Source organism: Chryseobacterium sp. VAUSW3, from assembly GCF_002205795.1.
GTDB classification, from domain to species: Bacteria; Bacteroidota; Bacteroidia; order Flavobacteriales; family Weeksellaceae; genus Kaistella; species Kaistella yananensis.
Map to the genome: position 1 here is coordinate 117,179 of NZ_NIUY01000003.1, position 13,540 is coordinate 130,718.

The 13,540-nt window shown below is 39.8% G+C and carries 15 protein-coding genes; 6 read left to right on the forward strand and 9 right to left on the reverse strand.

The genetic code is table 11. From position 1 onward, the window contains the following. Nucleotides 1-26: 26 nt before the first annotated feature. A complete protein-coding gene (locus tag CDW55_RS10275; protein WP_088469678.1) occupies nt 27-1,145 on the forward strand; it encodes a serine hydrolase domain-containing protein in 1,119 nt (372 codons plus the stop codon). Here CDW55_RS10275 and CDW55_RS10280 read toward each other — a convergent pair whose 3' ends face one another. Continuing rightward, the gene (locus CDW55_RS10280; protein ID WP_179285935.1) at nt 1,146-2,075 is read right to left on the reverse strand and encodes an MBL fold metallo-hydrolase; all 930 of its coding nucleotides are present in this window, start codon (nt 2,073-2,075) and stop codon (nt 1,146-1,148) included. A gap of 96 nt (nt 2,076-2,171) precedes the next feature. Here CDW55_RS10280 and ruvC point away from each other — a divergent pair, with 96 nt between their 5' ends. After that, nucleotides 2,172-2,726: a crossover junction endodeoxyribonuclease RuvC gene (gene ruvC / locus CDW55_RS10285; protein WP_088469680.1), complete on the forward strand. Its 555-nt coding sequence runs from the start codon at nt 2,172-2,174 to the stop codon at nt 2,724-2,726. Between the two features lie 53 nt (nt 2,727-2,779). On the opposite strand, the gene CDW55_RS10290 is transcribed toward ruvC, so the two are convergent. The 3 genes from CDW55_RS10290 to CDW55_RS10300 form a co-directional block, all read right to left on the reverse strand. Beyond that, entirely contained in the window at nt 2,780-3,313 is a 534-nt protein-coding gene (locus CDW55_RS10290; RefSeq protein WP_088469681.1) for a hypothetical protein, read from the reverse strand. A 13-nt stretch (nt 3,314-3,326) separates the two neighbouring features. After that, entirely contained in the window at nt 3,327-4,733 is a 1,407-nt protein-coding gene (locus CDW55_RS10295; RefSeq protein ID WP_143756220.1) for a hypothetical protein, read from the reverse strand. Between the two features lie 275 nt (nt 4,734-5,008). Then, nucleotides 5,009-5,347 carry a hypothetical protein gene (locus CDW55_RS10300; protein ID WP_088469683.1) on the reverse strand — a complete coding sequence of 113 codons (339 nt, stop codon included), beginning with the start codon at nt 5,345-5,347 and terminating at the stop codon, nt 5,009-5,011. A gap of 270 nt (nt 5,348-5,617) precedes the next feature. Between CDW55_RS10300 and CDW55_RS10305 the strand changes: the two genes are divergently transcribed. Beyond that, nucleotides 5,618-6,688 (forward strand): DUF4407 domain-containing protein, encoded by a 1,071-nt coding sequence (locus CDW55_RS10305; RefSeq protein ID WP_088469684.1) that lies wholly within the window; start codon nt 5,618-5,620, stop codon nt 6,686-6,688. Between the two features lie 26 nt (nt 6,689-6,714). Beyond that, a complete protein-coding gene (locus CDW55_RS10310) occupies nt 6,715-7,335 on the forward strand; it encodes a tetratricopeptide repeat protein (RefSeq protein ID WP_088469685.1) in 621 nt (206 codons plus the stop codon). 54 nt (nt 7,336-7,389) lie between these two features. Here CDW55_RS10310 and CDW55_RS10315 read toward each other — a convergent pair whose 3' ends face one another. The 4 genes from CDW55_RS10315 to CDW55_RS10330 all read right to left on the reverse strand — a co-directional run bounded on the left by CDW55_RS10315 (nt 7,390) and on the right by CDW55_RS10330 (nt 10,451). Further along, on the reverse strand, nt 7,390-7,968 hold the full coding sequence (locus tag CDW55_RS10315) for an SCO family protein (RefSeq protein WP_088469866.1): 579 nt from the start codon (nt 7,966-7,968) through the stop codon (nt 7,390-7,392). 1 nt (nt 7,969) lies between these two features. Then, nucleotides 7,970-8,806, reverse strand: a complete 837-nt coding sequence (locus CDW55_RS10320; RefSeq protein WP_088469686.1) for a formylglycine-generating enzyme family protein — start codon at nt 8,804-8,806, stop codon at nt 7,970-7,972. Nucleotides 8,807-8,836: 30 nt separating this feature from the next. After that, nucleotides 8,837-9,871 carry a copper-containing nitrite reductase gene (gene nirK, locus CDW55_RS10325; protein ID WP_088469687.1) on the reverse strand — a complete coding sequence of 345 codons (1,035 nt, stop codon included), beginning with the start codon at nt 9,869-9,871 and terminating at the stop codon, nt 8,837-8,839. Between the two features lie 130 nt (nt 9,872-10,001). Continuing rightward, entirely contained in the window at nt 10,002-10,451 is a 450-nt protein-coding gene (locus CDW55_RS10330) for a DUF6759 domain-containing protein (RefSeq protein ID WP_088469688.1), read from the reverse strand. Between the two features lie 166 nt (nt 10,452-10,617). Here CDW55_RS10330 and CDW55_RS10335 point away from each other — a divergent pair, with 166 nt between their 5' ends. Next, nucleotides 10,618-11,199 carry a phage tail protein gene (locus tag CDW55_RS10335; protein WP_088469689.1) on the forward strand — a complete coding sequence of 194 codons (582 nt, stop codon included), beginning with the start codon at nt 10,618-10,620 and terminating at the stop codon, nt 11,197-11,199. A gap of 3 nt (nt 11,200-11,202) precedes the next feature. Continuing rightward, nucleotides 11,203-11,895, forward strand: coding sequence for a T9SS type A sorting domain-containing protein (locus CDW55_RS10340; protein ID WP_088469690.1), 693 nt, complete (start codon nt 11,203-11,205; stop codon nt 11,893-11,895). 69 nt (nt 11,896-11,964) lie between these two features. Here CDW55_RS10340 and guaB read toward each other — a convergent pair whose 3' ends face one another. Then, the gene (gene guaB / locus CDW55_RS10345) at nt 11,965-13,425 is read right to left on the reverse strand and encodes an IMP dehydrogenase (RefSeq protein ID WP_088469691.1); all 1,461 of its coding nucleotides are present in this window, start codon (nt 13,423-13,425) and stop codon (nt 11,965-11,967) included. Nucleotides 13,426-13,540 lie beyond the last annotated feature (115 nt).

Below are 13,540 nucleotides of genomic sequence, written 5' to 3' on the forward strand. Positions count from 1 at the left end.
AGAATTCTGTAACTCAAACTTCAAATATGTCATCAAAAATTTATCCCGGTAGTCTTCTCGTTTTATTTTTAATTTTATTTTCCTGCAAATCTGATGCGGTAAAAGTTGCTGCCACCGCCGCCCAGGAGCGGAATATCATTATTGACAGCACCATTACCGCTTTCCAAAAAAAATTACTGGCGCAGCAAATCGATTCTGTGTTTTCGAAGACGAAATTTAACGGCAGTATTTCTGTAATTCGAAACGGTGAAAAACTTTATGAAAAACAAAATGGGTTTGAGGATTTTAAAACGAAAGCTAAACTTGACAGCAATTCGGTTTTTGCGATTGGTTCGGTTAGCAAGCAGTTTACAGCCGTGATGATCTTAATGCTGGAAGATGAAGGAAAGCTAAATACCGGTGACCGGGTTTCTGAATTTTTGCCCGAATTTCAGAATAAACAGTTTGAAAATATTACGGTTCATCAGTTGCTGAACCACACTTCGGGAATCAGCGATTTTGGGAGCGGACTTCAGTCGAAACCCGGAGAAAGTTTTAACTATTCCAACAAAGGATATCGGTTTTTGGGAGAAATTGTAGCCAGGGTTTCAGAAAAAACTTTCGATCACTATGCAAAAGAACTTTTTGAAAGGATAGGAATGATGCATGCTTCCACGGCAAATTTATTTGAAGGCAACCATTTGGCTGGCGCGCATCTGGGAAATGCTGTACGATTTGAAAAAATTGCAAATATGCCAAAAAGGTTAGCTTCAAAAGAAATATCTGTCGCAGCCGGCGGCATTTTATCAACGGCTTCAGATCTGCACCGGTGGAATGCCGCACTTTTCGGCGGAAAAATCCTTAAACCAGCAACGCTCGAAAAATTAAAAACTAAATCCTCAGAAACCGCTCATCCAATTTTGGGGAAAGTAGGCTACGGGTACGGAATCATGATGGATGAAGGAAAATTAGAGTCTTATTTTCATTCCGGATATGTGAAAGGTTCGCCGTCGCTCAATATTTATTATCCGAAAACCAAAACTTCGGTGGTGATTTTATCGAATATTGCAGATGAATCGAAAGGAAAAAATGTGATTTTTAACCCTCATAAAGATGTTAAAAGAATCGTCGATGCCGTTGAAAATGCCGTTTCAGAACTAAAATAATCAGCTAAGTGTTTTTCTTAGTTCATCCAGAAATCCTGCGAATCTTTCAGGCGTTTTTCTGTTTTCAAAGCCGGGAATGAACTGATGTTTTTCAAGAATCTTCTCTGTTGATATTCCGGCCAGCATATTGCCGTAAACAAACTCATTGGAAGCTTCCAGAAAATTTGCCATTTCTTTTAAATTCGATTTGTTGCCTGTTGTAAATTCCGGTTTATTGCCGTGGCCGAAAATAAAAACCGTATCATTATCAAATGTCGCCTGCGCTTTTTCGAGAATTTTAATCCAGTTCCGTGAATCTGAACCATCCGCTGTTCGGTAAACAGGAATCATGTTGGTAAACATCAGATCGCCCATATGTACAACATTGTCATTTTCAAAATGATACATAACGTCTCCGAAAGTATGTCCGTTCCCGAAATGGTAACCGGTGATTTTCTGGTTTCCTAAATCAATTTTGTAACGGTCTTCGAAAAGAATGCTGGCGTAACGCTGCTCGGCGAGTTTGTTGCTTTTTTCTGCCGCCAGGCGCTGAAGTTCAGGTACTCTTTTATGGGCAATTATTTTGGTGTTTGGATCTTTAAAAGCAATATTTCCTGAAGTATGATCGCCGTGATGATGGGTGTTGCAGAGGTAAAGTACTGGTTTTCCTTTACCAGAAATTCCGTCTAAAACAGGTTGGATGGAATCCGGAAACTGAGAATCGATCACCACAAATCCGTCTTTGGTTTCAAAAATGCCCACCGTTCCGCCTTTATTGGTATATCTGCTCACATTGCCAACAACTTTTGCGAGGTTTCCTGCACTTAACTTCAAGGGTTCGAACAACTGTTGACTTACAATTTTTGATGAACTGCAGTTTACCAGACTCGGCACAAAAGCCAATCCTAAGCCTGCTGCGAATGTGGTAGCGAGAAATTCTTTTCGGTTCATTTTGTATATTTTTATTAAAATTAAACATTTTTCATCAACCATGCGGAAGAAATTAAATCGCTTTTAAGTTGCGATGATTTGTGTAAATTTGCGGCAATGCAAAGCGAAAAAATTATTTTAGGAATTGATCCGGGAACAACCATTATGGGTTTCGGGCTGATTTCTGTGGTGAAAGGAAAGATGGAAATGATTTCCATTCACGAACTTATTCTTAAAAAATATCCGAATCACGAAACCAAACTCAAGGTTATTTTCGATAAAACTTTAGCGCTGATCGACGAGTTTCATCCTGATGAGGTGGCTCTGGAAGCTCCCTTTTTCGGGAAAAATGTACAAAGTATGCTGAAGCTTGGCCGCGCGCAGGGGGTTGCAATCGCCGCATCGCTGCACCGTGACATTCCGATCACCGAATATTCGCCGAAGAAAATAAAAATGGCCATCACCGGAAACGGAAATGCGAGTAAAGAACAGGTTGCAGGTATGCTGCAGAATCTCCTGAATTTAAAAGAATTTCCGACCAAATATCTTGATGCTTCCGATGGACTGGCGGTGGCGGTATGTCATCACTTCAACTCGGGAAATGCGGTTTCTGAGAAAAGTTATTCCGGTTGGGAAAGTTTCCTGAAACAGAATCCGGACCGTTTGAAATAAAAAAATCTCCTTCAAAAATTTTGAAAGAGATTTTTTATCATTTCAGTGCCGATCTAAGGTTGCCAAAAAGACCATTGTGTACCGTTGAAAACTGCCAGTATTTTGTTTTCGGAATCGTAAACCATCATTCCTGCTGCAGGATTTTTAATGTTTAAATGCGGCGACGCTACCTTAGGTAAAATCATTGCTTTATTAGGATCTGAAAGGATAAGAATCCCCGGAACCTGTGCCTGTGGAACCGTCGTTGGCCCTATGATCGATTTTGTGTTGGGATTTTCTTGAAATGCTAAAAGTGTATTGACAAATCCGTTGGTTTTATTGGCATTTCCTGTTAGGTTTTGCCAAGCTCCGTTACCCAGTTTCAGTTTCATAATGCGATCCTTGTAATCCATGATTAAAGTTCCCGGAACAGCGTTTAAAGCTTCGGATTCTTCCACATACGGTAGAATAATACCTCGCTCTTGTGATCCGAATTCTACTGAAACTGATGAATTGGTAACCTCTGTTTTAGTTCCAGGGTTAATAATTACCTGTGCGAAAACTATGGTAGAAAATAAAAATGCTGATAGGGTGAAAAATGTTTTCATGTCTTATTAAAAATTAAAAAGGTGGGCAGGTTGGGGTAGTGAAGGTATGCCAGGCCGGTGTGGTATCACCTGATTTCACGGTGTAAATTTTCGGTTGCCCATCGCTCATGTCAAAGATCAACATTCCTTCCACCGGGATTAGGATTGCCCCTGTATTTTCAACTCTGTTGATAACGAATCCTTTGTGTCGGGACTCCAGAGCGATATGTCCCCCCTGTACTTTTTCGGGCCAGAAATCGGTTGGCGTACCTGATGTTGCTCCTGCGCTTCCCAATGCGGTAATGCCTAGTTTTGTTGGGTACTTATTTACAGTATCAATCACGGGATCTTTATAACAAGCACAATTGATAGAGCCTGCAGGGCTTACCTCCAGCGTAACTGACCTGGTAGAAGATATCAGATGCGAAGTAGAAGTGTCATCAAAAGGATAAGATACTGTAAGCGAATAAGTATAAACGCCAGCAAGCGCAAAAGGTCCCAATGAGGGATCAGGAATGCTTGCCGCATCTCCCGGACTTATAAAAGTTCCGCTAAGGGTGGGGAAATTGTACCCGGCAGGTGCGCTCTCCAGTTTTAATTCGTAAGTAACATTTTTCCCGGGAGGAATAAGTCCGGTATAGTGGGCTGTAAGATTAACAGGAGTTTTGGTATCGCCTACACAAACTTTCAGGGGATAAAGTTGCAGTTGAGCAGCCAAACTTCCTCCAAAATTGTTTAGCTGTACAAAGTTGTAGGGTGAACTTGAAGCGCAAACGCCATACTCTGTTTCTACTAAGGTGCCATCGCTGTTATAAAATTTAATCTTCTGGTCGCCGGTACAGGTTATACCCAATTGCTGCAGACCATTGGATCCCAAACCACTTTCGGTACCCAGAGCGTTGTAATCTGTGATGACAATAGAGTTTCCGCTCCTTAACCCAAGTGAAGCGCTAAGTGTTTTGAAGTAGAAAACACCACCAAAAATGTAGATATTCTGATTATCGCCCAATAATTTAAATTCAATTGGGCCATTTTCTAAATTTATTCTTCCCACATCGGGTCCTGAGGAAACAGAAGAAAATACATTCAAAACCGGATTATTTGCCAGTATATACAAATTCCCGAAATAATAAGTTTGGCTTGTATTCACCGTTACTTCAGTACCCTGCGTAATAAATACATTATAATTGCCCTGCGCCGTAGCTGTTGTGCCAACGCCAGGTACCGTAGTGGCGGGAATCCATACGCAAACTCCACCTGTACATGTGTATATTTCCCAGGTAGAGACTTCAGTCCAGTTACCGGTAATCTTTGAGCGGTAATCGCCTTCTACCGGAGGTGGTGCAGATTGAGCGAAAATAAAAATAGTGAATAAAAATAAGGTGAGTTGTATAAGTTTCTGGTATAACTTTCGGTAAGAATAGGTAGAATTTTGGGTCATTGTAAGTTTTAAATTGATCAGTAACTTTTTCGGAAGTTTTTGCATGCATTTAAGGGGTTAAAAGGCCTTTCAAACTCCGCGTATTTTTTCCGCGATAAATATATGCATTAATTTGAAATATTATGTTAATCAAATACTAGAAAATTATTGTATTAAATTTAATCGTGGTTAAGATTATAAAAGTCGGTTTTATGATTTTCTACCGGTATTTTCTATTGGCAAAAAAATTTCTTCAACAGCTGTTGAAAGAGAAGTGTGTTCGCAGAAATTATTTTCTAAGGCTTGCAAAATGCCCATTGTGTATCATTGAATAATGCCAGCATTTTCTCACCGGAATCATATTCAATCATTCCAGCTGACGGATTCTTAATATTTAGATGTGGAGAAGGTACTTTTGGTAAAATTATCGCTGTGTTGGGATCCGAATGCACAAGAATACCTGGAACCTGGACCGGAGTTATTGAAGTTGAACCAATGATCACCTGTTCTGTCGCATTTTCCTGAATAGTGCTGGGTGCACTAAGAATTGAATTGGTAACTTGTGCTGCGCCCGATAAATTTTGCCACGTGCCATCTGCCAGCTTTAATTTAACCCTTTTATCAGCCGGATCCATTATAAATATTCCTGCAACCGCTGTATTAGCGCCAGATCCTTCAACATAAGACAGTATTAAACCGCGCGCATCATCGCCAAATTCAAGAGAAATTAATGGGTTGCTTACAGACGTTTTGTTACTTAATAACTATTAAATAATTGATAATCAGTAATATTGTTTTGTGTATATCTAATAATTTTTACTTGGCAAAACCTAATACTATTTGTAACAATGCTTCGTTTTCAAAGACCAATTGTATAAAATTATAACAACATTTACTTTAAATCAATGCAAAAAGCACCTCAAAATATAAGTCCTGTAAACCACAAAATGAATTGGTTTCAAAAGTTTCTGCTCGTCTGTTCTGGCGGAAATATTCATATCTTAAGAAAAACGCCCAGCGAATGGAATAAATTTGCAGGCATTGGCGGAATTGTTCTCTTTACGGCAATTTTTGCCACACTATCTGCGGGCTATGCCATGTTTACAGTGTTTGATGATATCTGGATTTCTATTGCTTTTGCCCTTTTATGGGGACTGATGATTTTTAACTTAGACCGATATATTGTGTCCTCTATCAAAAAAACAGGAACCTGGTGGAATCAGATTTTAATGGCACTTCCGAGGCTAATTCTCGCCACATTCTTAGGAATTATCATTTCTAAACCTTTAGAACTGAAGATTTTCGAAAAAGAAGTCAATAAGCAGCTGAATACCATCATCCAAAGAAATAAAACGCAGCTTCAGGCGGAGATGAACAGCCGAATCCTTCAGCAGTCAGGACCATTTGAAACGGAAAAGAAACAGATTTCTGCTAAAATTGAATCGTATCAGAAATCATATGACTCTGCCGCAGTGGAGCTCGAAAAAGAAATTTTAGGGAAACAAAGCGGCTTAACATCAGGAAAAGTGGGCTTCGGAAGCAATGCCAAAAGGAAATCTGAATTGAAAGAACAGCGCCGCCAGGATTTGGAAAATTATCAAAAACAGATCGCACCAAGATTGGAATATTTAGACAAAGAAATTTCTAAAGTTTATACCAATATAGAAACGGAGAGAAACAAAACCGAAACTTTCGAAGATAAATTCAACGGGTTTGCGGCAAGACTGCAGGCGCTTGATGAGCTAGGAAAAAATACTCCCATTATCGGCATCGCAGCAGCTTTCATCATGGGACTTTTTATCTGTCTGGAGATTTCTCCGGTTTTGGTGAAATTAATTTCGTCAGTGGGTCCTTATGATTATCTTTTAGAAAAAACAGAAAACGATTTCCGTTTATATTCCAAAGAAAAAATCGAAAAAGGAAATGCAGGAACCAATTGGAGAATTGATGATTTTAAAGACAATCTCGGTAAATAATTTTATAGTATTACAAATAAAAATCAATGAGAAAAGCATTTAATGTCTTATTTGTATTGCTTACAATTTCTTGGTGTTTCGGGCAATCTAAAAAAGAATTCAAGCGGCAGGGATTATCCGCGTTGAGCAAAGGAGATTTTGTTACTACAAAAGAAAATTACCTTAAATTATTAGAAAAAGGAGAAAAAACCTGGGAAACTTATACCATTTTGGGCGACTGCGAATTTCACCTGGGAAACTCAGAAGATGCGATTGCCTATTACCGGAAAGCCCAGGAGAAAAACCCCGTGTATGCAGGCCTTTATTTACGCATGGGAAATGTTTTGAGGAAGCAAGGAAAGTTTGAGGAAGCAATCATCAATTTCCGGAAGATGACGATTACAGAACCCGAAAATCCACAGATTTACAATATGATTTCCAGTACGTATTATGAAAATGGCGAATTTCTGGCGGCTTTAGATGCGATTGATATGATGGTGAAATTTGGCGGAGAAAATTTAGATTCAAGCTATGGGCGATCTCTTGCTTATATTAAATTGAACAGAATTCCAGAAGCTTGCATCGAGCTTGAAAAGGCCGATCAATTGGATAAGCAGAATGAACGCCGGGACATTGATGTGATGAAAGCCCTGCATTGCGTTAAATAGTTCTGTATTTCTGGCTCAAAGAAAAATGAATGCAATTACAGTCGCATTCAAAAATTACTTAAGTTCGTTCACGGTTTTTGCGACCGCGTCCGAATTGATTCCGGAGCCTTCTTCCTGGCTTACCAGTTCGCCGTTTCGGTTGAAAACACTGATGATATTGGAGTGTGAAAACTCGATTGGAGAAATTTTCTTGTATTTCACCGCAAGTACATTCGCAAACTCGCGGGTAGATTCTTCATCACTTTTCAGGAAAATCCACGGTTCGGAATCCATATTTCTTTCTGCTGCGAATTTTTTCAGTACTTCTGGTGTATCGTTCGTCGGATCTATGGAAATAAGAACCAGTGAAGTGTCCTTCAGTTTGTTTTTTTCAATTTTAGCATGAATTTTCTTCATATCGCCAACAAGAATAGGGCACGCCGTTCTGCAGCTGGTGAAAATCATGACCATGACGAGATTCTTTCCTTTCAAATCTTTTAACTGAAGTTCCTCGGCATCCTGATTCTGCCATTTTGAATCGAGCAAAAAGATAGAACTGTTCGCATTTTCTTTATTCTGAGCAGTTTGTTCCGTATTTTCTTTGCACGATAAAATGGTAAGTACCGAAAAAAGGAAGAGCAATATATTTTTCATGTTATTGAAGGTTTTTGGCGCATCTGAACCCGAGGTTTTCAACGGTATAATTCGCTTTTAAACTCGATCGGAATGCATAGCGCATGAATGAAGCGTAATTTAGCACGTCGGTGGCACTTGTTGCAGCAGATGCGCAGAAAAGTCCCTTGTCATCGTACTCCCCGGTTCTCGAATCACTGGTAGTCATGATTGAATTAAAATCATCCGTCCATTCCCAAACCAGATCGAACATGTTGTAGACACGCCAGTAATTGGGTTTTGAAATTTTTACTTTGTTCCGCTCCCTGAATTTTTCGTTATAAAGATTGATGAGGTGTGCAGAATAATTCGGTTTGTTTCTGGCGTTGGCAGTTTCTTCGTCGGCCATGGCGACATATTCCCATTCATCCATGGTAGGCAGGCGTTTGCCGGCACTTTTTGCATAAGCTTTCGCTGCAAACCAGGAAACAAAAGTTACGGGCGCATCAGGGTCAGCATTTTTTGGTAATGTTTCGTCATTCTGCCAGTCTCTGAGGTAAGTTTCGTCAGCAAAAATGGCTTTTACATTGCTGCGTTTCCACTTGGGGTTTTTCTTTACAAAATCCAGAAATTCCTGGTTGGTAACGGGTCTTTCATCCAGTAAAAAATCCTGAACTTCTACCAGAGCACTGTCGCTTCCATAAAAAGGCTGGTATTTTCCTCCTTTTATGGTAACCATCTTCACATCAGGATTTATTTTTACTTCCTTTGTTTGTGTGATTACTTCTTTGGAGGTGTTTTCTGCAGCCGTTTCTGTGCAGCTTTGTAAAATAAAAAAGAAACCGCTGAAGTAGAGGACTGTTTTTAAAATTGCGTACATAGCAGTTTCTTTTTTATTGATGATTTATAATTACTGAACCTTATTGTAAACCTGTGGATTTTTCTCTCCGGTAACTTTCAGTTTTCCAATTGCACCTTTATTGAATGCTCGGAAGATGGAGTGGTCTACAAGTACATATTCGCCGGGTTCTTCTACTTTAAACTCTACGATTACCGCTCCACCAGCTGGAATTAATGTGGTTTGAACGTTTTCGTTGATTTTAGAGCCACCTTCAACATACACTCTGTCGAAAATTTCGCCGATTACGTGGAAAGATGAAGCAAGGTTTGGTCCTGCGTTTCCTACATAAAGTCTTACGGTTTCACCTACTTTAGCTTCAAGCATTTTGTCGCCCATCAGTGCATTTTTCTTACCGTTGAAGACTACATACGTTGGGTTTTCGTCAACACCTTTGTCCTGATCGAAGTCCTGAAGACCTTTTTCATCAGTTTTTCCTTTGGTATAGAATTCACTCTGCATGATGTAATATTCGCGGTCAACTTTTGGCAATCCGCCTGCAGGTTCCACTAAAATCAAACCATACATCCCGTTGGCAATGTGCATCGGAACGGGTGCAGCAGCACAGTGATAAACATACAGTCCAGGATTAAGGGCTTTGAAATTAAAAATTGCGGTTTTTCCAGGGGCCACATTTGTAGCTTCTGCACCGCCACCAGGACCGTTCACAGCATGAAGGTCGATATTATGAGGCATTACGCTGTTACTTGCGTTTTTCAGGTGAAGTTCTACTTCGTCACCAACGCGGATTCTGATGAAAGTTCCGGGAACTGTACTGTTGAAAGTCCAGAATTTGTAGGTAACGCCATCGGCCAGTTCGCCTTCTTCTTCAGTTGCTTCCAGATGAACAATTACTTTTTTTGCAGCTCTGTCGCCAACGGGTGCCGGAACTGTAGGTGGATTTACTTTCTGCTGGGTTTCAGTTTCTCCGCTTACTTTAATTTCCATGGTGTTCTCGGAAGACTTTGCCGATGAATCTGTCGGGTTCTGTTTGCACGCCTGAAGGGTTAAAAGGGCCACTGCAAAGGTTGTGAAAATCTGTTTCATTTATAATATTCTTTTTGTTGTTTTTTAATAGGACAAATTTATCCTAATTAAATCATTTCTGGAAATTATGCCTTATGAGTTTTATCATTTTAATCTTCTGAACTAATTTTTCTTGGTTCATTTAGCAAAATCAGGGGGCAGAAAGTTTCAGAATAAGCGGCTCATTAATCAATTTTTGAGAATAATATTTGGATTCGCATACATTAGATCGCATCGTATAAGATCCTTTGGCTATTTTAAAATGATTTTTGCTGTTTTTCGGAACCGGCAGATTGTAAATTTCATTTCCCTTTACCGCTACCAGCCTTACGATGATATTGCACCCGGACAGGTTGTCGATGACCGCAACCGTGTAGGGATCTGCAGGATCTGTATCATTAAGAAGATAAGTAAGCACTTCGGCGGTTTTCTTGTTTTTATCGATTTGGTCTTTTTCCATCAGGTCTGCGAATTCTTTTTTCTCACTGGATTCAGGAGAAACTGAAGGAGCGGAATAGGAGCCGGAATTTGTACGCAATCCGTTGCAGTTAAACAACAGTAATTGGGTGAGAAATAAAGAGATCGTTTTGAAGTATTTCATGTGACCTAATTTATGAAAATAATTTAAATGTAATATGTAAAGCTCAGTACGAAAAATTATGATTAGATTAATATGAAATAGGATTATTTATTTTAACTTTGTTAAAAATCACATCAAAATGATTTTTCATCAATAATACCCATATTAAACTATTAAAAAAAGAATCATGAAAAAAACTTTACTTACGTTATTGCTGGTATCTTCCGCCATTAATATTAAAGCACAAGCTGAGCCATTTTTAGGACAGATTGCATTTGTTGCATTTAATTTTGCTCCTCAAGGTTGGGCGGAGTGCAATGGACAGTTGTTATCAATCAGCCAGAACACGGCTTTATTCTCCCTTCTTGGAACTATGTATGGCGGAAACGGACAAACTACTTTTGCTTTACCGGATATGCGTGGAAGGGTTATTGTTCATGCGGGAACAGGTAATGGCCTTTCTCCCAAAACACAGGGACAAATTGGCGGAGCGGAAACGCATACATTAATTACGACTGAAATGCCTACGCACAGCCATATTGTAAGAGCAACCAGTGATGAAGGAAATGCAAATTTACCAACTGGAGCTGTACCTGCGAATACAAAAGCGCTGGATAAAGAATACAGCACGGGTACAAATCTGGATGTTACCATGAATCAGCAGATGGTGGGAGTAGCTGGTGGAAGCCAACCACATAACAACATGCAACCTTACCTTTCTTTGAAATGCATTATTGCTACTCAGGGTATTTATCCGTCAAGACCATAAGCTATGAAGAAGATTTTTAGCTTTTTAACAGTAGCAGCGGGTACATTTTTCTTCGCTCAGAGTACCATTAACTTCAATGGGTGTCATAATCTGTTTGAAAATCAGGATTTTATCTTTACCCAAACAGGAGTCAGTACCAATAATAAAAAGATCTACATCACTACTCCCGTAAACGGTGATCAGGAATGTGGAGGGTTGGGTACCTGCGAATTTAAAATAGAGTGGAATACTACGCAGAACCGGTGGGAATTTCTAGCCGATAGTGGTAACGGAGATTTCGTGAACCCTTATCTGCTTTATTACAACTCCACAGGCAACAGCAGTGCACTGAACCCGCCCAGTAATACTGTAGGAACGTGGGTTGAAAATGTTGCCATCACTGAAGGCGCCTGTGGTGGAAATCTTACTGATACCAACTCAACAATTAGTGGAGATGTACATACTTCTATACTCGGAGCAACAGCAGTAAAAAAAGGGAAAATACAGATGTTTCCGAATCCGGTTTCGGATTTTATGACTATTACTGGTGTTTCGAATGCAAGTTCGCTTCAGATCTTCAATTCTGGAGGACAACTTGTGAAATCTTTAGATTTTACCACCAAACTTAATTTAAGTAGTTTGAAATCTGGACTTTATATTCTGAAGGTTATTTCATCAGATTCTACCACTACCGAACTGAAATTTATTAAAAAGTAATTTTTAAATCATTTATTAAAAAGGCGGCCACAGGATTCTGTGGCCGCCTTTTGTATGTTTTTAATGTTCCTAAAGCGAATAATTCGGAGCTTCTTGAGTAATAATAACATCATGAGGATGAGATTCTTTCAGTCCGCTTCCCGTGATCATCACCATCTTGCCGTCTTTCTGTAAAGTGTCGATGTCTTTTGTCCCGCAATAGCCCATACCAGCGCGGATTCCGCCGGTCAATTGGAAAACAACTTCTTCTAATTTTCCCTTGTGAGGAACTCGCCCTTCAATCCCTTCTGGAACGAATTTTTTGGCTTCACTTTGGAAATATCTTTCTTTTCCACCACGTCTCATTGCCGAGAGTGAACCCATTCCTTGATATGATTTGAATTTTCTTCCCTGGAAAATAATTTCCTCACCTGGAGCTTCATCAGTACCCGCAAGAAGTGAACCGAGCATCACAGCATTTGCACCGGAAGCCAGAGCTTTCACGATATCTCCGGAAAGTTTGATTCCACCATCTGCGATTACGGCTACATTTTTTGTCTTAGCATATTCAAAAACATTATAAATAGCAGAAAGTTGAGGAACACCAACTCCCGCAACAACTCTTGTAGTACAGATTGAGCCAGGACCAACACCTACTTTCAGCACATTTGCGCCAGCTTCGATGAGGTCTTTTGCAGCGTCTGCAGTCACGATATTACCACCTACAATATCCAGATCTGGGAAAGCCGTACGGATTTCTTTAATTTTATCTAAAACTCCTTTCGAATGGCCATGAGCAGAATCAACTGCGATAATGTCGACACCGGCTTTTACCAATGCAGCAACGCGATCCATCGTATCTTCGCCAACACCAACGCCTGCTCCAACGATGAGGCGACCGTTTTGGTCTTTATTGGCATTGGGATATTCCAATTGATTGTCGATATCTTTAATGGTGATTAAACCCACCAATTTGAATTCTTTGTCCACAATTGGAAGTTTTTCCACTCGGTTTTGAAGAAGAATCGCTTTAGCTTGTTCGAGATTGGTTTCTTTGTCGGAAGTGATGAGTTGTTCTTTGGTCATCAGTTCTTCCACCTTTGCATCGAGGTTTTCCTGGTATTTTACATCTCTGTTGGTGATGATTCCGATAAGTTTGTTATCAGCATCAACCACGGGCAGTCCGGAAATTTTGAAATTAGCCATCATTTCTTTTGCCTGAGCTAAAGTATGATCTTTGGATAAAGTCACCGGATCGGAAATCATTCCGTTTTCCGAACGTTTTACGCGGTAAACTTGCTCGGCCTGTTCGGTAATGGGCATGTTTTTGTGGATGAAACCAATACCTCCAACTCTCGCCATTGCAATGGCCATTTCGGCTTCGGTAACTGTATCCATCGCAGCGGAAACGATCGGTGCATTGAGCGTAATTTTATCGGAAAGTCTTGATTTAAGGGAAACCTGATTAGGCAGAACTTCTGAGTAAGAAGGGATAAGTAGAACGTCATCGAAAGTGATGGCAGTTTCTACGATTTTGTTGTGAATAGACATCTTTACTTTCTTGCAAAATTATGGTTTTTTTTTGGAAAATCGAAATTGAGTTTTTCTTTCGTATTAAAAAAAGCGATCACGCAATGTTATCTTCAAAAAAAATAACAGCAATAGC